The sequence below is a fragment of the Allobosea sp. 47.2.35 genome (assembly GCF_024655635.1).
Lineage (GTDB): Bacteria > Pseudomonadota > Alphaproteobacteria > Rhizobiales > Beijerinckiaceae > Allobosea.
Genome location: NZ_JANLGI010000005.1, coordinates 23,424 through 40,799, shown reverse-complemented (window position 1 = coordinate 40,799; position 17,376 = coordinate 23,424). Strand labels below are relative to the sequence as shown.

At 66.1% G+C, this 17,376-nt stretch carries 16 protein-coding genes; 10 read left to right on the top strand and 6 right to left on the bottom strand.

The genetic code is table 11. The features are described from left to right. Complete coding sequence (gene hppD / locus NUV79_RS08435) at nucleotides 1-1,134, top strand: 4-hydroxyphenylpyruvate dioxygenase (RefSeq protein ID WP_257732629.1); 1,134 nt, start codon at nucleotides 1-3, stop codon at nucleotides 1,132-1,134. 39 nt (nucleotides 1,135-1,173) lie between these two features. Here the strand turns inward: hppD and NUV79_RS08430 are convergent, their stop codons facing one another. The 3 genes from NUV79_RS08430 to NUV79_RS08420 form a co-directional block, all read right to left on the bottom strand. Further along, nucleotides 1,174-1,968: a protease inhibitor Inh/omp19 family protein gene (locus NUV79_RS08430; protein ID WP_257732628.1), complete on the bottom strand. Its 795-nt coding sequence runs from the start codon at nucleotides 1,966-1,968 to the stop codon at nucleotides 1,174-1,176. Next, nucleotides 1,953-2,927: a 2-hydroxyacid dehydrogenase gene (locus NUV79_RS08425; protein WP_374679031.1), complete on the bottom strand. Its 975-nt coding sequence runs from the start codon at nucleotides 2,925-2,927 to the stop codon at nucleotides 1,953-1,955. Before NUV79_RS08425 ends, NUV79_RS08430 begins: the two co-directional genes overlap by 16 nt. Nucleotides 2,928-3,076: 149 nt before the next feature. Continuing rightward, complete coding sequence (locus NUV79_RS08420; protein ID WP_257732627.1) at nucleotides 3,077-3,853, bottom strand: FadR/GntR family transcriptional regulator; 777 nt, start codon at nucleotides 3,851-3,853, stop codon at nucleotides 3,077-3,079. A 240-nt stretch (nucleotides 3,854-4,093) separates the two neighbouring features. On the opposite strand from NUV79_RS08420, the gene NUV79_RS08415 reads away from it, so the two are divergent. The 5 genes from NUV79_RS08415 (at nucleotide 4,094) to NUV79_RS08395 (ending at nucleotide 9,648) form a co-directional block, all read left to right on the top strand. After that, nucleotides 4,094-5,146, top strand: coding sequence for an ABC transporter ATP-binding protein (locus tag NUV79_RS08415; protein ID WP_257732626.1), 1,053 nt, complete (start codon nucleotides 4,094-4,096; stop codon nucleotides 5,144-5,146). Between the two features lie 229 nt (nucleotides 5,147-5,375). Next, the gene (locus tag NUV79_RS08410) at nucleotides 5,376-6,680 is read left to right on the top strand and encodes an ABC transporter substrate-binding protein (protein WP_257732625.1); all 1,305 of its coding nucleotides are present in this window, start codon (nucleotides 5,376-5,378) and stop codon (nucleotides 6,678-6,680) included. A 138-nt stretch (nucleotides 6,681-6,818) separates the two neighbouring features. Next, nucleotides 6,819-7,775, top strand: coding sequence for a carbohydrate ABC transporter permease (locus tag NUV79_RS08405; protein WP_257732624.1), 957 nt, complete (start codon nucleotides 6,819-6,821; stop codon nucleotides 7,773-7,775). Beyond that, complete coding sequence (locus NUV79_RS08400; RefSeq protein WP_257732623.1) at nucleotides 7,768-8,670, top strand: carbohydrate ABC transporter permease; 903 nt, start codon at nucleotides 7,768-7,770, stop codon at nucleotides 8,668-8,670. Before NUV79_RS08405 ends, NUV79_RS08400 begins: the two co-directional genes overlap by 8 nt. Nucleotides 8,671-8,742: 72 nt before the next feature. Continuing rightward, entirely contained in the window at nucleotides 8,743-9,648 is a 906-nt protein-coding gene (locus tag NUV79_RS08395) for an NAD(P)-dependent oxidoreductase (protein WP_257732622.1), read from the top strand. A gap of 4 nt (nucleotides 9,649-9,652) precedes the next feature. Here NUV79_RS08395 and NUV79_RS08390 read toward each other — a convergent pair whose 3' ends face one another. Next, complete coding sequence (locus tag NUV79_RS08390) at nucleotides 9,653-10,723, bottom strand: LacI family DNA-binding transcriptional regulator (RefSeq protein WP_257732621.1); 1,071 nt, start codon at nucleotides 10,721-10,723, stop codon at nucleotides 9,653-9,655. Between the two features lie 101 nt (nucleotides 10,724-10,824). On the opposite strand from NUV79_RS08390, the gene NUV79_RS08385 reads away from it, so the two are divergent. After that, nucleotides 10,825-11,736 (top strand): NAD(P)-dependent oxidoreductase, encoded by a 912-nt coding sequence (locus NUV79_RS08385; RefSeq protein ID WP_257732620.1) that lies wholly within the window; start codon nucleotides 10,825-10,827, stop codon nucleotides 11,734-11,736. 10 nt (nucleotides 11,737-11,746) lie between these two features. Here the strand turns inward: NUV79_RS08385 and NUV79_RS08380 are convergent, their stop codons facing one another. Beyond that, a complete protein-coding gene (locus NUV79_RS08380) occupies nucleotides 11,747-12,490 on the bottom strand; it encodes an aspartate/glutamate racemase family protein (RefSeq protein WP_257732619.1) in 744 nt (247 codons plus the stop codon). 264 nt (nucleotides 12,491-12,754) lie between these two features. Beyond that, complete coding sequence (locus NUV79_RS08375) at nucleotides 12,755-13,864, bottom strand: CaiB/BaiF CoA transferase family protein (protein ID WP_257732618.1); 1,110 nt, start codon at nucleotides 13,862-13,864, stop codon at nucleotides 12,755-12,757. Nucleotides 13,865-14,083: 219 nt separating this feature from the next. Here NUV79_RS08375 and NUV79_RS08370 point away from each other — a divergent pair, with 219 nt between their 5' ends. The 3 genes from NUV79_RS08370 (at nucleotide 14,084) to NUV79_RS08360 (ending at nucleotide 17,357) form a co-directional block, all read left to right on the top strand. Then, nucleotides 14,084-15,319 (top strand): metal-dependent hydrolase family protein, encoded by a 1,236-nt coding sequence (locus NUV79_RS08370; RefSeq protein ID WP_257732617.1) that lies wholly within the window; start codon nucleotides 14,084-14,086, stop codon nucleotides 15,317-15,319. 159 nt (nucleotides 15,320-15,478) lie between these two features. Further along, entirely contained in the window at nucleotides 15,479-16,294 is an 816-nt protein-coding gene (locus NUV79_RS08365) for an ABC transporter permease (RefSeq protein WP_257732616.1), read from the top strand. A 4-nt stretch (nucleotides 16,295-16,298) separates the two neighbouring features. Further along, entirely contained in the window at nucleotides 16,299-17,357 is a 1,059-nt protein-coding gene (locus NUV79_RS08360) for an ABC transporter ATP-binding protein (RefSeq protein ID WP_257732615.1), read from the top strand. Nucleotides 17,358-17,376: the final 19 nt, after the last annotated feature.

Genomic DNA, 17,376 nt, shown 5'->3' with positions numbered 1-17,376 from the left:
ATGGGTCCGTTTCCGCACGATGCCGCCCCGCCCGCGATCTCGGCCGCCAACCCGATGGGCACCGACGGCTTCGAGTTCGTCGAGTATGCCCATCCCGAGCCCGAGAAGCTCGGTGCCCTGTTCGAGACGATGGGCTTCACCAAGGTCGCCCGCCACCGCTCAAAGCAGGTGACGCTCTACCGGCAGGGCGACGTCAATTTCGTGGTCAATGCCGAGCCCGATTCCTTCGCCCAGGCCTTCGCGGCCGAGCATGGTCCTTGCGCCTGCGCCATGGCCTTTCGCGTGGTCGATGCCAAGCACGCCTTCGATAGGGCGGTATCGCTGGGTGCCGAACCCTATGAGAGCGCGATCGGGCCGGGCGAGCTTGCGATCCCCGCGGTGCGCGGCATCGGCGGCTCGCTGCTCTATTTCGTCGATCGCTATGGCGAGAAGGGTTCGATCTGGGACGTCGATTTCGAGTGGATCGGCGAGCGCGATCCGCATCCGGAGCAGGCCGGACTCTACTATCTCGACCATCTCACCCATAACGTCATCCGCGGGCGCATGGACCATTGGGCCGGCTGGTACGGCAACCTGTTCAATTTCCGCGAGATCCGCTTCTTCAACATCGAGGGCAAGCTGACCGGCCTGATCTCGCGGGCGCTGACCTCGCCCTGCGGCAAGATCCGCATCCCGATCAACGAGTCGCTCGACGACAAGAGCCAGATCGAGGAATACCTGCGCCAGTACAAGGGCGAGGGCATCCAACATGTGGCGATGGGTTCGCGCGACATCTATGCCAGTGTCGAGGCCCTGCGTGGCAACGGGCTGCCGTTCATGCCGTCGCCGCCCGCGACCTACTACGAGAAGGTTGACGCCCGCGTACCGAACCATGGCGAGCCGGTCGAGCGGCTCAAGGAAAACGGCATCCTGATCGACGGCGAGGGCGCGGTTGCGCTCGGCGAAAAGCAGGGCCGGATGAGCAAGGTGCTGCTGCAGATCTTCTCGGGCACCGTGCTCGGGCCGATCTTCTTCGAGTTCATCCAGCGCAAGGGCGATGACGGCTTCGGCGAGGGCAATTTCCGCGCGCTCTTCGAATCGATCGAGGAAGACCAGATCCGCAGGGGCGTGCTGAGCCCGGCTGCCGCGGAGTAACCAAGCGAACCGCATGGCCGGCCTGGCCGGCCATGCGTGTTACGGCGCGAGCTTGCGCATGAGCAGGGGCGCGCCGACGGCGGGGTCCTTACGCCACTGGCCGTTCTCGAAGACGAGGTCGATGCCGTGGCCACGACGCGCGACGAGCGTCAGGCGCCCGCCGGCATAGCGCCAGCTGACAGGGTCGAAGATCGTCAGCCCGGTATCCGGACACAGTCCCTCGAAGGCCGCGGGCTGGCGGCCGTCGGCCGAGGCTGGTGAGAGGACGAGGCGGCAGGCCTCGCGGTTCTGCTGACGCATCAGGACATAGCGCCCGGGCAAGGAAGCGGGTGCCGGCGCTGTCGCGGGATCGACGACCGTGGCGCGCTGGGCTGCTGTCGCTGCCGGGTTCTGGGCGGCCTGCGGCGAGACGCGGGAATGAGCTCCCGACGAGAGCTTATAAGCCTTGCCGTCGCCGCCCTTGCCGTCGAGACCGGCCTCGGGCGTGCCGCTCTGGAAGCCGATGACCTCCTTGCCACTGGCATCCATGAACTGCGGCTGCCCGCCGCCGTTCAGTGTCCATGACGTCGCCGTGTCGAGGATCGGCAGGGCGCGGCGGCAGGTGGCTGGGAAGCGCAGCTGGCGCCGGTTGCCGGCCGGCTCCACGCCTAGCGTGACGGTGCAACTTCTCGATGCATCGGCGAGCGCGAGCTCCCAGGCGCCAAGCCAGCGGCGGATCGCTTCGGGCGCCTTGTCGGCGCCGCGCGGTAGCGGCGCCGTCTGGGCGGCGGCCGGCAGGGCGCCGGCGCCGAGAAGGATAAGCGGCAGCAGCCGGCGGATCAGGCCTTTTTCCATGGAGTCTCCGACACGGGCGTCAGCGGGCCCTTGCCATCGAACCATGAAACCAGGTTGTCGACCAGAAGCTGGCCCATCGCCTCGCGGGTATGGACCGAGGCGGAGCCGACATGGGGCAGCAGCACGGCATGCTCGATCGCTATCAGCTCGTCCGGCACGCGCGGCTCGTCCTCGAAGACGTCGAGACCGGCGGAGAGGATAGTCTTGTCGTTGAGGGCCTTGATCAGCGCCTGCTCGTCCACGACCGTGCCGCGGCCGACATTGACCAGGATGCCGTTGGGGCCGAGCGCCTTCAGCACATCGGCATTGATGATGTGATGGGTCGAGGCGCCGCCCGGCGCGACCGAGATCAGCGTGTCGACATCGGCAGCCATATCGACCAGCGAGGGATAGTAGGGATAGGAGACGTCGGGCTGGCGCGAGCGGCCATGGTAGACAACCGGCAGGCCGAAGGCCTCGACGCGTTGCGCCACCGCCTTGCCGATGCGGCCGAGGCCGACGATGCCGACCTTGCGCCCGCGGAGCGAGGTGGTGAGCGGGTAATTGCCCTTGAGCCACTTGCTCTCGCGCAGGTAGCGGTCGACCTGGGGGAGCTGGCGGACGGTCGCGATCAGCAGGCCGATGGCGAGGTCCGCGACCTCGTCGGTCAGGACATCGGGCGTATTGGTGACGACGAGCCCGCGCCGGCCGGCCTCGGCCGCGTCGACATGGTCGTAACCGACGCCGAAGCTGGCGATGACCTCGAGCTTCGGCAGCGCGTCGAACAGCGCGCCGTCGACCCGGTTGTGGCCGCCGCCGGCGGCGACGCCGCGCACGCGGTCCGCGACCTCGCGCAGCAGTGCGGCGCGATCGGCCGCCTTCCACAGTTCATGGACGGTGAAGCGGGCCTTGAGCTGGTCGGCCGCATAGGCCATCAGCGGGCCGGTCATGACGATTTCGGGCTTGTTGGAGATTGTCATTGTCGGGCTGTCCGTCGATGTGGTGAGGAAGGTCGTTGATTCGGCTGATCTGAATCGATTAAAATGAAATGACGTGGTCTGCCGGACAGGCATAGCCCCGCGGCCGCATGAGCGCTATCCGAACACGCTTCGCTGGCGATGCGAAGCGTTCATTTAGTATGCTTTATTCTGGCGATTTTCCCAGTCTCCGTGGCGACATGCGTGCCGAGCGAAGCCAGCGTCGTGTTCAGGCTGTCGATGACGAGGCCAGCCATGCGGGCGGAGGCAAGATCGCCGTCGCGGTCGATGATGGCGAGCAGGACGTGCTCGTGATCGGGCAGGGACTCGATATAGGCGGCTTCGTCCCCGGTCTTGAGCAGCAACGACCATTGCAGCGTGGCGATGACCGCGCTGGAAAGGCATTGCAGGGCGGCATTCTGGGCGGCGGCGAAGATCGCCTCGTGGAAGGCGAGGTCGGCCCGGATCGTGCTCTCGGCATAGGGCGCGCCATCGGCCATGCCGCGATAGGCCGCCTCGATGCGGGCGATGTCGGCCGAGGTCCGGCGCTGCGCCGCGAGGCGGGCGGCGCTGGGCTCGACGAAGCGGCGCAACTCGAAGAGATCCCGGATGAATTTTTCGTTCGGATCAGACTCGAAATGCCAGGACAGAACGTCCGGATCGAGCAGGTTCCAGCGTTCGCGCGGCGCGGCGCGGGTGCCGCTCTTCGGGCGGGCCTCGACCAGTCCTTTGGCCGTCAGAATCTTGACCGCTTCGCGATAGGCGGTGCGCGAGACCGAAATCTCCGAGCGCAGGTCATCCTCGTTGGGCAGGACTTCGCCCGCCCGGACGCGGCCGGTGATGATCGCAACGGCGAGCTTCTGGGCGACCTGGCCGAAAAGCCGGTCCGGATTGAGCGTCGTCGGCCGCGAAAAGTCGCGTACCCGCATCGCTGGTGCCCCTCCCTCGGGCGCCTCCGGCCAGCCTGAATTTGCGGCATTGCGAAGGCTGTGGCGGCGCTTGACAGGGCCGCTTCTATCGTATGACTTTATCGCAGATTGGAACGGAGACAATCGCCGGCAACAGGCGATATCCGGTTTCATCATTCGGTCACAAGAAACCGATTGTGGTCGTGAGCCGCCTGCATGACGGGCGGAGCGACCAGGGAACGGAAAGCAGGGAAGGACGGCATGGCCTCAGTCCAGATCGCCGATGTGCGCAAGGCCTACGGGTCGACGCAGGTCATCCACGGCGTCGATATCGACATCAATGACGGCGAATTCGTCATCCTGGTCGGCCCGTCCGGCTGCGGGAAGTCGACGCTGCTGCGCATGATCGCCGGGCTCGAGAACATCTCGGGCGGCGAGATCAGGATCGGCCCGCGCGTGGTGAACGACGTTCCGCCGAAGGAGCGCGACATCGCCATGGTGTTCCAGAACTATGCGCTCTATCCGCATATGACGGTCGCCGACAACATGGCCTTCTCGATGAAGCTGCGGAAAGCGCCGAAGAGCGAGATCGACGAGCGCGTCAACAAGGCGGCGCAGATCCTGGGGCTCACCAAACTGCTCGACCGCTATCCGCGCCAGCTCTCGGGCGGCCAGCGCCAACGCGTTGCCATGGGCCGCGCGATCGTGCGCGATCCGCAGGTCTTCCTGTTCGACGAGCCGCTCTCGAACCTCGACGCCAAGCTGCGCGTGCAGATGCGCACCGAGATCAAGGAGCTGCACCAGCGCCTGAAGACCACCACGGTCTATGTTACGCACGACCAGATCGAGGCCATGACGATGGCCGACAAGATCGTCGTGATGCATGACGGCATCGTCGAGCAGATGGGCGCGCCGCTCGATCTCTACGACAACCCGGCCAATCTCTTCGTCGCAGCCTTCATCGGCTCACCCTCGATGAACCTGCTCAAGGGCAAAATCGTCGGTAACGGCTTCGAGACCGAAGGTGGTACGGTCTGGCCGATCGGCAAGCATCCGATCGGCTCCGACGGGCTTGCCGCAGTGCTGGGCATTCGGCCCGAGCATATCCGGCTCGACTCCAACGGCCTGAAGGCCGAGGTCGCGGTCGTCGAGCCGATGGGTTCGGAGACGCAGGTCGTCGTCCGCTGCGGCGGGCAGGACCTGACCTGCATCTTCCGCGAGCGCATCTCGGCCAAGCCCGGCGAGACCATCGGCATCACGCCCGATACCAGCGTGACGCACCTGTTCGACGCCGCGACGGGCAAGCGTCTCTGAGGGTACGCGCTGATCGGATCGTATCGCGATCCGATCAGGCCATGCGTCTCTCTTGCGTGTTCAGAAGCCGCCTTCTCGATCGGATCGTCTTGGCCTGATCGAGCCCGGCTCCAAGGAATTCGCCGCTCCCGCCAGGCGGAGCGACGGATGATCGCTGTCAACGCCCATAATCATGCAGGACGGAGGTCCCATGCAGGCCGCCGCCGCGCCAACGGAGGAGACGGTTTCCATGAGCATTTCCAGAAGAGACGTTCTGATCGGCGGCGCCGGACTCGCGGCAGGAGCCACGCTGCCGCTCGCCCCGTCCATCGCGCAGGCCAAGATCGAGCAGGGCGCGACGCTTCGCGTGCTGCGCCCGACTAAGTTCGTCGATCCCGACCAGACCATCTTCAACGAGAACACCGAGGCCTTCACCAAGGCGACAGGCGTTCCGGTCCGCGTCGACTATGCCGGCTGGGAAGACCTGCGCCCGCAGACGGCGGTCACCGCCAATACCGGCGCCGGGCCCGACATCGTCGTCGGCTGGGCCGACGATCCGCATATCTTCTCGGACAAGCTGATCGATCTCACCGAGATCGCTGACGGGCTCGGCAAGAAATATGGCGGCTGGTACCCGATCGCCGAGAAATACGGCAAGAAGGACAAGACCAACCAGTGGATCTCGATCCCGATGGGCGCCTCCGGCGCGCCGGCTGTGTATCGTGAATCCTGGGTCAAGGAAGCGGGCTTCGACACCTTCCCGAAGGACCTCGACGGCTTCCTCAGGCTCTGCCGTAAGCTGAAGGAGCAGGGCCATCCCGCCGGCTTCGCGCTCGGCAACGCGGTCGGCGACGGCAACGCCTTTTGCAACTGGCTCGTCTGGACCCATGGCGGCTACATGGTCGACGAGAACAACAAGGTCGCGATCAACTCGAAGGAGACGATCGAGGCGCTGAAATATGCCAAGGCGCTCTATGAGACCTTCATTCCGGGCACCCTCTCCTGGCTCGACATCAGCAACAACAAGGCGCTGTCGGCCGGTGAAATCGGCCTGACCCAGAATGGTGTCTCGCTCTACTTCTCGATCAAGAACTCGAAGGACGAGAAGACCGCGGCGATCGGCAAGGACCTGAACCATGCCACGATGCCGGTCGGCCCGCTCGGCCGCCCGTCGGAGCCGGCGCTGATCATCAATGCCATGGCGTTCAAGCACACGAAGTTCCCGAACGCCGCGAAGGAATATCTCCGCTTCATGATGGAGAAGGAACAGTACGACAAGTGGTTGACCGGCTGCTACGGCTACTGGGCCCAGCCGCTGAAGGCCTTTGCCGAGAGCAAGGTCTGGTCGGCCGATCCGAAGATCGTGGTCTATCGCGACACCTGGGATCGGGCGTTGTGGAGTGGCTACAAGGGCGCGATCAACGAGGCGGCCGGCACGGTCAATGCCGAATATGTCGTCGTCCAGATGGTCGCTTCCGTCTGCGCCGGCCAGGCGACGCCGGAAGAGGCGGCCAAGGAGGCCGAGCGTCGCGCCCGGCGCTACTACCGGACCTGATGCGTCGGTCGCGCTGATCCGGAGACATGCGGCCGCCGGCTCGTCCGGCGGCCGACGAAAGATCGCATCGGATTTCCTTGGAGAGGCGGCTTCCGTCTTTCGCTCCGATGCCGTTGCCGACCCGAACGCGAGGGCGCCATGGCCGTAGCTGCCGCCGAATCGCGAACCGTCCACAGCCTGCAGCAGAGCTGGCTTGTGCGTCTGTTCGACTACAAGCCGTTCCTGATCTTCCTGTGCCTGCTGCCGGCGGCAGGTTTCCTGCTGGTCTTCCTCAGCTATCCTCTGGGCCTCGGTATCTGGCTCGCCTTCACCGATACGCGCATCGGCCGTGTCGGGCAGTTCATCGGCTTCGAGAATTTCGAATCGCTCTGGCATGACCGGGTCTTCATCACCTCGGTCTGGAACACGCTGCTCTATACGGGCGTGGCGACCTTCGGGAAATTCGCGCTCGGCCTGTGGCTAGCGCTGCTGCTCAACAACCACCTGCCGTTCAAATCGCTGCTTCGGGCGATCATCCTGATCCCCTGGATCGTGCCGACCGTGCTGTCGGCGATCGCCTTCTGGTGGATCTACGATCCGCAGTTCTCGATCATCTCCTATGTGCTCGTCGACGTGCTCGGCTGGCGCGACACCTATATCGACTTCCTCGGCCAGCCCTGGCCGGCGCGGTTCTCGCTGATCGCGGCCAATATCTGGCGCGGCATCCCCTTCGTCGCGATCAGCCTGCTCGCCGGCCTGCAGACGATATCGCCCTCGCTCTACGAGGCGGCGATGCTCGACGGCGCCAATTCCTGGCAGCGCTTCCGGCATGTCACGCTGCCGATGCTGATGCCGATCCTGGCGGTGGTGCTGACCTTCTCGGTGCTGTTCACCTTCACCGATTTCCAGCTGGTCTACGCGATCACCCGCGGCGGGCCGGTCAACGCCACGCACCTGATGGCGACGCTCGCCTTCCAACGCGGCATCCCGGGCGGCCAGCTCGGCGAGGGCGCGGCAATCGCGGTCGCGATGATCCCGTTCCTCGTGATGGCGACGCTATTCAGCTATTACGGCCTGTCCCGGCGGAAGTGGCAGCAGGGGGAAGACAATGACTGACCAGACCCTCGCCACGCGCCCGCAGCTCACGGACAAGGAACGCGAAGGCGTCATCGACTGGTCGTCCGGCCCGCGGCGCTTCATCACGCTCTACCTGCCGCTATCGGTCTTCGTGCTCGTGCTGTTGTTCCCGTTCTACTGGATGGCGATCACGGCGATCAAACCGAACGGGGAACTGCTCGACTACAAGAACAACAACCCGTTCTGGGTGAAGTCGCCGACGCTGGAGAACATCAACAAGCTGCTCTTCCAGACCGACTACCCGCAATGGCTGTGGACCACGATGATGGTCGCGGCCGTGGCCACCGCGCTCTCGCTGTTCTCCAGCGTGCTCGCGGCCTATGCGATCCAGCGACTGCGGTTCAAGGGCTCGCAATATGTGGGTCTCGCGATCTATCTCGCCTATCTCGTGCCGCCCTCGATCCTGTTCATCCCGCTGGCGACGCTGATCTTCCAGTTCGGCCTGTTCGATTCGCCGCTGGCGCTGATCCTGACCTATCCGACCTTCCTGATCCCGTTCTGCACCTGGCTCCTGATCGGCTATTTCAAGTCGATCCCCTACGAGCTCGAGGAATGCGCGATGATCGACGGGGCGACACGGCTGCAGACGCTGTGGCGGATCACCTTGCCGCTCGCCATGCCCGGATTGATCTCGGCCGGCATCTTCGCCTTCACCCTGTCGTGGAACGAGTTCATCTATGCGCTCGCCTTCATCCAGTCGGCGGAGAAGAAGACGGTTCCGGTCGCGGTGCTGACCCAGCTCGTCGAAGGCGACGTCTATCACTGGGGCTCGCTGATGGCTGGCGCGCTGCTCGGCTCGATCCCGGTCGCGATCCTCTATTCCTTCTTCGTCGATTACTACGTCGCGTCCATGACGGGGGCGGTGAAGGAGTAACCGACCTGGCGTCGGGTTTCCTGCGGGCATGGCGCGAGCTGTGCCCGCTTTCGTTGCGAGAGTGTCTGCCTCATGTCCGCTCAACCGATCTCCAGCATCGCCTTCGTCGGGCTCGGCGCCATGGGCGCGCCGATGGCCGAGAACCTCGTCGGGAAGCAGTTCCGCGTCACCGGCTTCGATATGCGCGAGGCGGCCCGTGACGCGCTCGTCGCGGCCGGCGGGCACGCGGCGGCGAGCGCGAAGGAGGCGGCTAGGGGAGCCGAGGCGCTGGTGCTGATGGTCGTCAATGCGGCGCAGGCGCGCTCTGTCTTGTTCGAGGCAGGGGCATTGGACGTGCTGGCGCCCGGCGCGGCGATCATCCTGATGGCGACCTGCCCGCCCGGCGAGGCCGAGGCGATCGCAATGGAGGTTACGAAAACCGGGCGGCATTTCATCGACGCGCCGGTCTCGGGCGGGGTAAATGGCGCGCGCAATGCGACGCTGACCATCATGGTCGGTGCGCCCAACGACAGCTTCACGCGGGCGAAGCCGGTGCTCGATGCGCTCGGCGACAAGGTCTTCCATGTCGGCGAGAAGGCCGGGCAGGGCGCGACGGTGAAGACCGTCAACCAGTTGCTCTGCGGTGTGCATATCGCGGTCGCTGCCGAGGCCCTGTCGCTGGCCGAGAAGGCCGGCATCGATGGGCGCCTGCTCTTCGAGATCATGGGTGGATCGGCCGCCTCGTCCTGGATGCTCAGGGATCGCGGGCCGCGCATGCACGAACCCGATCCGTTGGTGGCGAGCGCCGTCGACATCTTCGTCAAGGACCTGGGCATCGTGCTCGATGCCGGGCGTGCCGCGAAGACGGCGCTGCCGCTGGCCGCCGCGGCGCACCAGATGTTCCTGTCGGCGTCGGGCCTCGGCCATGGCGGGCGTGACGATTCGCAGGTCGTGCGGGCCTATCGGGCGCTCAACGCCAAGCCCGCGAACGATGCCTGAGGGCTCAGCGCCGCGGCGGGCAGGTCGTTCCCCGGACGTGGAGGGCGGGCGTCAACAGCAGGCGCTGTCTCGGGGCAGTGGGATCGGCGATGCGGTTCAGCAGGAACTCGGCCGATTTGGCGCCCATGTCGTTCTGGAAGTTGAAGATGGTGGTCAGCGCCGGGAACCACTGCGCCGCCTCCTTCACGTCGTCGCAACCGACGATCGAGAAATCGCTGCCGGCCTCCAGCCCGCGATGGCGCAGGCCGAGCATGGCGCCGAAGGCGGCGAGGTCGTTCATGCAGGCGGCGGCGGTCGGCGGATCATGGGCGTCGAGCACTTTCTGGATGCCCTTCAGCCCGTTCTCGCGGGTGCCGTAATCGAAATGGACCAGCGCCGGGTCGAAGGGCAGGCCGTGGCGGGCGAGCGCGTCGCGATAGCCGGCATAGCGGTTGCGGCCGGTCGAGATGCTCTCGTTGGCGCAGAGGAAGGCGATGCGGCGATGGCCGAGCCCGATCAGGTGCTCCATCGCGAGATTGGTGCCATGGCGATCATCGGAACCGACGAAATCGAGGTCGAGTTCTGGAATCTCGCGCGAGAGCTGGACGATCGGGATGCCGGCATCGATCAGGGGGCTGAGGCTTTCCGCCGTGCTGCCGCCGGCCGAGCACAGGACCATGCCGTCCGGCCGGTATTCGGCGAGCGTGCCGAGCACGCGCTGCTGCCGGTCGAGATTCTCGGCATAGGTGCCGAGCAGGATCGAGCGGTCGTAGCGGCCGGCGGTCTCCTCGATCGCCGCGAGCAGTTCGGCGAAATAGGGATTGGTGATGTCGTGGAAGCCGACGCCGATGATGTTGGTGCGGTCGGTGCGCAGCGAGGCGGCGCTGCGGTTGTAGCTGTAGCCCATCTCGCGGGCGATCTCGCGCACGCGGTTGCGCGTCGCTTCCGCCACGAGCTGCGAGCCGCGCAGTGCGAGCGACACCGTCGCGGTCGAGACCGAAAGACGCTCGGCGATGACCTGCAGCGTGACGCGGCTGCGGCCGGCCGGTGCAGGGCTGTTGGGCTGACGGGGCCCGGGCGGGTCGCTGGCAGTCATGACACGTCCACACTGAGCGCGGGCCTTGAGGCCGGCTTCCGGTCGGGCCATTTCGCCGACTTCCGGCTCCATCTCAACCATATCAGCGGGAGAATTTGAAGATGACTGCAACCAAAGAGTCCATCGGCTTCATCGGCGTCGGCCTGATGGGGCAGGGCATGGCCCGCAATCTCCTCGACAAGGGATTCCCGCTAACCGTGATGGGACACCGCAACCGCAATCCGGTGGAGGAGCTGGTCGCGGCCGGCGCGGTGGAGGCGAAGACGGCGAAGGAGCTGTCGTCGCGCTCCGACATCATCTTCCTGTGCGTCACCGGCTCGCCCCAGGTCGAGGCCGTATTGAGCGGTGCTGACGGCATCATTGCCGGAGCGAAGCCAGGCACGGTGATCGTCGATTGCTCGACCTCGGACCCGACCGTGACGGTGAAGCTCGCCGCCGAGCTGGAGGCGAAGGAGCTACACCTTGCCGACGCGCCGCTCGGCGGCACGCCGGCGCAGGCCGCGCTGGGACAGCTCTCCGCGATGATCGGGGCCTCGCCGGAGGTGTTCGCGCGGATCAAGCCCGCCTGCGAGGCCTGGGCGCAGAAGATCGTGCATCTCGGCCCGGTCGGCGACGGCCACAAGATGAAGCTGATCAACAATTTCCTGTCGCTCGGCTATGCCGCGATCTATGCGGAGGCGCTGACGCTCGGCCAGAAGATCGGCATCACGCCCCAGACCTTCGACAGCGTCATCCGCGGCAGCCGCATGGATTGCGGCTTCTACCAGACCTTCATGCAATACGTGTTGGAGCGCGACCGCGACGCCCACAAGTTCACGTTGAGCAATGCGCTGAAGGACGTGCGCTATCTGGAAAGCGTCGCCAATGACGCGGGCGTGGCCAACCCGATCGGCAATGCCGTGAAGAACAGCTATGCGGCGGCCGTCGCCAGCGGCAAGGGCGATGACTATGTGCCGATGCTTTCGGACTGGATCGCGGGGCTGAACGGCACCTCGCTTGCGGGCAGGGGCTGAGCGGCGCCGATCAGGGTTGCGCCAGCAACCGCGACAGGCCTTCCGAGAGGCCGGTGCTGGCGACCGGGGCAGGCAGGGCGAGATCGCCCTCCTGCGGCTTCGGCCGGGGTTGGTCGAGCTCTGTCAGCAGCATCCGGATGCCGGCCTCGGCCGAGCAGATCACGGGTACATCGACATATTGCTGGACACGGGGTGCAAGCCCTGCGAGCCCCGCCCCGCCGAGGATGACGGCACCCGCGCCGTTGCGCGTGGCGACACGGTGGCAGGCATCCGCGAGCATGGCGATCGAGCCGTCCGGATCACGAGCGATATCGGCGCCCGTGGGAGCGACGGTCTCGACGGCGGCGAGACGGTCGCCGAGCCCGATCGAGCCGACGAATTCGTGCAGCATCGGCCCCCAGCGTTCGCCGCCGGTGACGATGGCGAAGCGTTCGGCCTTTTCCGCGGCATAGCGACTGCTGGCCTCGGCCATGCCGATCACCGGGACCCGCGCCATCTCCTTGAGGGCGAGCAGGCCGGGGTCGCCGAAGCAGGCGAGATAGACTCCGTCACAATCCTGGCCATGCTCGGCGAAGGCTTCGAGCGCCGCGTGGGCGGCGATGACGCCGGCGCTGCGGCTGGCGATATATTCCGCTCCGAAGCGGCCCGTCACCGGCACGAGTTCGGTCTGCGCCGGCAGATAGGGCTGGACCACGCGGGTCACCAGCGCCGTCATCTCCGGCATGGTGTTGGGGTTGAGCAGGAGAATGCGCAAGCGAAGCCTCACAATCCGCGATTCAGCAGAGTGGCACCGTCGATCGCCCGATCGAGCGATGGCCATGCAGCGGCTATCAGGAGCGAACGGTGTCTCATCGGTCTGAAATCAACAGCAGATATGCAGTTCGGCTCGCAAGCGGAGGAATGGAGAAACAGTGCTTTCATTCCGGCACGGCCGGCCCTTGTTCGCACTGTTCGGCGTTCTCGCATTCCGTGGCGCCGACAGCAAGCACGCCGATGGCGCGGCCGGCGCAATGCGCGCTCAGCGCGGCCGGCTCGGTGCCTGCTTCGTGATCGCACAGGGCGTCCGGCTGAAGCGAATCGGCGGTTTCGTCGTCACCAGCCGCCCTTCCTCGGGATGCTCGACCGTCTCGAAGAAGCCGGTCGCCTTCAGATGCGGGTCGTCGAGCAGGTCGTCGAGCGTGTTGATCGCGGAACAGGGCACATCGATCCGGTCGAGGATCGCCAGCCACTCGGCGGACGGACGGTGCAGCAGGCACTCCGCCAGCCGTTCGTAGAGCGTGTCGATCATCGCGGCGCGGGCGGCTCCGTCGCTGAGCGCCGGTTCCGCGGCCCAATCCTCCCGGCCGGCCGCCTGGAACAGGGCATGCCAATGCGCCGCCGTATAGGGCATCACGGCGATGAAGCCGTCCGCCGTGCGATAGGGCCGGCGATGCCGCGACAGGACGCGCGAATAGCCGCTTGGGCCGAGTGCGGGCGCGAAGCTGCGGCCACCGAGATGCTCGACCGCGAGGAAGGAGACCATCGCCTCGAACATCGGGACCTCGATCGCCTGGCCCTCTCCGGAGACAGCGCGGTGATAAAGCGCGGCATTGATCGCGCCGACGGCGAAGAGGGCGGTGGTCTTGTCGGCGACGATGGTGGGGGCGTAGGCCGGCGCATCGCCGCTGCGCTCGGCCAGCGCGGCCCAGCCCGAGGCGGCCTGGATGACGTCGTCATAGGCCGGGCGGTCGCGATAGGGCCCGGCCTGACCGAAGCCGACGATGGCGCAATAGATCAGGCGTGGATGGCCGGCGAGCAGCGTCTCCGGATCGAGCCCGTAACGGCGGGCGGCCTCCATGCGCATGTTGTGGATGAAAATGTCGGCATCGGCGATGAGCGCGCGCAGGCGGGCAAGGTCCTCGGCCGATTTCATGTCGAGCGCGATGCTGCGCTTGTTGCGGTTGCAGTTGAGGAAGGCTGCGCCCATGCCGGGCGAACGGGCCGGGCCGGGGGCGCGCATGATGTCGCCGCCCGGTGGCTCGACTTTGAGGACATCGGCGCCCATGTCACCGAGCGTCTGCGTCGCATAGGGGCCGGCGATGACCGTGGTCAGGTCGACGATCTTGATCCCGTCCAGTGGTCCCGGCATGGCGCGTACGAATCTCCGTTCGGGCCGCAGTGAAGCTGCCATCGAGCGGTGGCGCAACGTCGCTCACGGCAGGACACCCCCTAGATCGGCGGCGGACGAAGGATATTCTCGGAAAGCGGATCCAAACGCTTCTGCTCTGTCGACAAGTTGGATGTTGCGTGCATATCATGCGCTCGTCTGGAGCCGGGTGTGCGCCGGCAAGCATGTTCGGAGGCGGGAATGACGATGTTGCATTTCAAGAACTTCGCTTTGCTCGAACCCGGTTTCGGTGAGCTCCGACAGGGCTATGAGCTCGTCGTCGAGGGCGACAAAATCCGCGAGCTTTCCGACAAGCCGCTGAAGCTGGCCAAGGCCGATGTGGTCGATTGCGGCGGCCGCACATTGATGCCCGGCCTGATCGACAGCCATGTCCATGTCTTCCTGTCCGAGGTCTATATCCGGACGATGGAGAGCATGCCGCTGACGCTGATGACGGCGCGCGCCGTCCGCTTGATGAAGGGCATGCTCGATCGCGGCTTCACCAGCGTGCGCGACACCGGCGGCGCCGACTGGGGCATCAAGGAGGCAGTCGAGAAGGGTGATGTCGCGGGTCCCCGCCTGTTCATCGCCGGCGCTGCCATCGGCCCGACCGGCGGCCATAGCGACCCGCGCCGGCGCACCGATTTCGGCGCACGCTGCCATTGCTGCAACGCCATGGCCTATACGATGAACGTCTCCGACGGTGTCTCCTCGGTGCGCAAGTCGGTGCGCGAGCAGATGCGGCTGGGTGCCGACCATATCAAGATCATGATGTCCGGCGGTGTGGCGAGCCCCTATGACCCGCTGGATTCGATGCAGTTCAGCGTGGACGAGGTGAAGGCAGCCGTCGAGGAGGCGAAGGCCTTCGGGCGCTATGTCTGCGCCCACGCCTATACGCCGGAGGCGATCACGCGGGCGGCGCAATGCGGCGTGCGCGCGATCGAGCACGGTAACCTGATCGACGAGGCCTCCGCCAAGCTGATGGCGGAGAACAACATGTTCCTCACCGCCAATCTCGTCGCCTATTACGCGATGAAGGAGCGGGCGGCCGAGTTCGGCATGACAGGCGACATGCTGGCCAAGAACGATCTCGTCATCGATGGCGGCCTGCGGTCCCTCGAAATCTGCAAGCGCGCCGGCGTGCCCGTCGCCTATGGCTCTGACCTGCTCGGCCAGCTGCAGAGCGAGCAGTCGCGCGAGTTCCTGCTGCGTCGCGAGGTGCTCTCGCCGCTGGAGATCATCCGCTCGGCGACGACGGTCGGTGCCCAGATCCTGCGCATGGAAGGCAAGGTCGGCACGGTTCAGACCGGCGCCTTCGCCGATCTCATCCTCGTCGATGGCGATCCGCTGAAGGATCTCGCGCTGTTCCAGGAGCAGGGCAAGCACCTGGCGGCGATCATGAAGGGTGGCGCCTTCCACAAGAACACGCTGCACTGAGGCCTGCCCAGGCGCCGGCCAGCCGATGACGGAAAAGCGGGCTTCACTGTTTGTAACTGGCGTCGCAAACTGTCACGCAAACAAGGGGACGGCTTTGGCTTTCACAGTGCACAACAAGCGGCAGGCAGCCGGAGCGGCCTGCCATCGGGACAACGCCGGGTGAGCGCCGGTTCGCAGCGCTTCGGGCGCTATGCGCTGAACGGTGCGGCCGCGCTCTCGCTCGGCTTCATCCTGCTGCCGCTGATCTTCGTGACCTGGCTTGCCTTTTTCCGGCAGGAGATTCCGTCTTTCCCGCCGGAAGGCTACTCGCTGAAATGGTTCGCCGCCGCGGCGAACAACAAGCCCTTCATCGACGGCTTCATGCTGAGCCTTCAGGTCGCCGTCGCATCGACGCTGATCGGCCTCGTCCTCGGCGTGCCGGCGAGCCTCGCGCTGGTACGTCACCGTATTCCGCTCGGGCCGGGCGTCAGCACGCTCTTGTTGTTGCCGCTGGTGATGCCGGGCATCGTGCTGGGCACCGCGACCTATGTCTTCCAGATCGAGGTCGAGATCGCCACGCAATTGCCGGTGATGGGCTCGCTCGCCGGCCTTATCGCCGCGCATACGCTCGTCGTCATCCCCTGGGTGGTGCGGCTGGTGACGGCGAGCCTCGCCGGCTTCGACCGCTCGATCGAGGAGGCCGCGCAGAATCTCGGCGCCGGCCCGGTCACGACCTTCTGGCGAGTGACGCTGCCGAGCATCCGGCCGGGCATCGTCGCGGCGGCCCTGTTCGGTTTCGTCACCTCGTTCGGCAATCTCGAGATGAGCCTGTTCCTGGTCGGGCCGGGGCGCACGACGCTGCCGATCGCGATTCTCCAGTATCTCGAATGGAAGATCGATCCGACGGTGGCCGCGGCCTCTCTCATCCAGATCGTCCTGATCTGCGTCGCGATGATCGTGACCGATCGCTATGTCAAACTGAGCCGGGTGGTGTGAACGGATGGCGCGGCTCTCGATTTCGCATCTGAAGAAGACCTATGGCGCGCTGACGGTCGTCGACGATGTCGACATCGCCGTCGCCGATGGCGAGTTCCTGGTGCTGCTCGGCCCTTCCGGCTGCGGCAAGACCACGACCTTGCGCATGGTCGCCGGCTTCATCGCGCCGAGTTCCGGGGCGATCACCATCGGCGAGCAGGACGTCACCAACCTGCCGCCGTGGAAGCGCCATTGCGGGCTGGTCTTCCAGAGCTATGCGCTGTTCCCGCACATGACCGTCGGGCAGAACGTCGCCTTCGGACTGGAGATGCACAAGGTGCCGCAGGCCGAGCGCGGCCCGCGCGTCGCCGAGGCGCTGCGTCTTGTCCGGCTCGGCGGCTTCGACGAGCGCTATCCGCGCCAGCTCTCCGGCGGCCAGCAGCAGCGCGTCGCGCTCGCCCGCGCGCTGGCGATGGAGCCGAAGGTGCTGCTGCTCGACGAGCCGCTTTCGAATCTCGACGCCAAGCTCAGGCTCGAAGTCCGGATCGAGATCCGCGACTTGCAGCAGAAGCTCGGCCTGACGACGATCATGGTGACCCATGACCAGGAGGAAGCGCTGACGATGGCGGACCGCCTCGTCGTCATGGAAAAGGGGCAGGTGCGCCAGATCGGCACCCAGCGCGAGCTCTACGAGAAGCCGGCCGATCGCTTCGTCGCGGGCTTCATCGGGCGCAGTGCCTTCATCGAGGGGCAGGTCACCGGGCAGGGCCGCTTCCGCACGGCCGGCGGGCTCGACATCGCCTGCACCGCGGCTGGCGCGGCTGGGCCGGCGACGCTGGCGCTGAGGCCGGAGCGGATCGCGGTCGGCGGCGAGGCGGACGGCCTGCCCAACCGCTTCCCGGCCCGGATCGAGCATGCCTCCTATCTCGGTGCACTTCTCGACGTGCAGGTCGCGCTCAACGAGCAGGACCGCATGCTCCTGCAAATCCCGAACAAGGTCGGGCTCGCCGAACCGCATGTCGGCGAAACCATCACGATAGGCTGGGCCGAAAGCGCCGGGCTCGTCTATCCGCAAGGGGCTTGAAAGCTCCCAATCGGCGTCC

Excerpts from the sequence above, each read along its gene's own strand:
- NUV79_RS08405 (WP_257732624.1), top strand. The coding sequence starts at position 6,819 with ATGGCCGTAGCTGCCGCCGAATCGCGAACCGTCCACAGCCTGCAGCAG.
- NUV79_RS08390 (WP_257732621.1), bottom strand. The coding sequence starts at position 10,723 with ATGACTGCCAGCGACCCGCCCGGGCCCCGTCAGCCCAACAGCCCTGCA.
- NUV79_RS08375 (WP_257732618.1), bottom strand. The coding sequence starts at position 13,864 with ATGCCGGGACCACTGGACGGGATCAAGATCGTCGACCTGACCACGGTC.
- NUV79_RS08415 (WP_257732626.1), top strand. The coding sequence starts at position 4,094 with ATGGCCTCAGTCCAGATCGCCGATGTGCGCAAGGCCTACGGGTCGACG.
- hppD (WP_257732629.1), top strand. The coding sequence starts at position 1 with ATGGGTCCGTTTCCGCACGATGCCGCCCCGCCCGCGATCTCGGCCGCC.
- NUV79_RS08420 (WP_257732627.1), bottom strand. The coding sequence starts at position 3,853 with ATGCGGGTACGCGACTTTTCGCGGCCGACGACGCTCAATCCGGACCGG.
- NUV79_RS08430 (WP_257732628.1), bottom strand. The coding sequence starts at position 1,968 with ATGGAAAAAGGCCTGATCCGCCGGCTGCTGCCGCTTATCCTTCTCGGC.
- NUV79_RS08385 (WP_257732620.1), top strand. The coding sequence starts at position 10,825 with ATGACTGCAACCAAAGAGTCCATCGGCTTCATCGGCGTCGGCCTGATG.
- NUV79_RS08410 (WP_257732625.1), top strand. The coding sequence starts at position 5,376 with ATGAGCATTTCCAGAAGAGACGTTCTGATCGGCGGCGCCGGACTCGCG.
- NUV79_RS08400 (WP_257732623.1), top strand. The coding sequence starts at position 7,768 with ATGACTGACCAGACCCTCGCCACGCGCCCGCAGCTCACGGACAAGGAA.
- NUV79_RS08360 (WP_257732615.1), top strand. The coding sequence starts at position 16,299 with ATGGCGCGGCTCTCGATTTCGCATCTGAAGAAGACCTATGGCGCGCTG.
- NUV79_RS08425 (WP_374679031.1), bottom strand. The coding sequence starts at position 2,927 with ATGACAATCTCCAACAAGCCCGAAATCGTCATGACCGGCCCGCTGATG.
- NUV79_RS08395 (WP_257732622.1), top strand. The coding sequence starts at position 8,743 with ATGTCCGCTCAACCGATCTCCAGCATCGCCTTCGTCGGGCTCGGCGCC.
- NUV79_RS08370 (WP_257732617.1), top strand. The coding sequence starts at position 14,084 with ATGACGATGTTGCATTTCAAGAACTTCGCTTTGCTCGAACCCGGTTTC.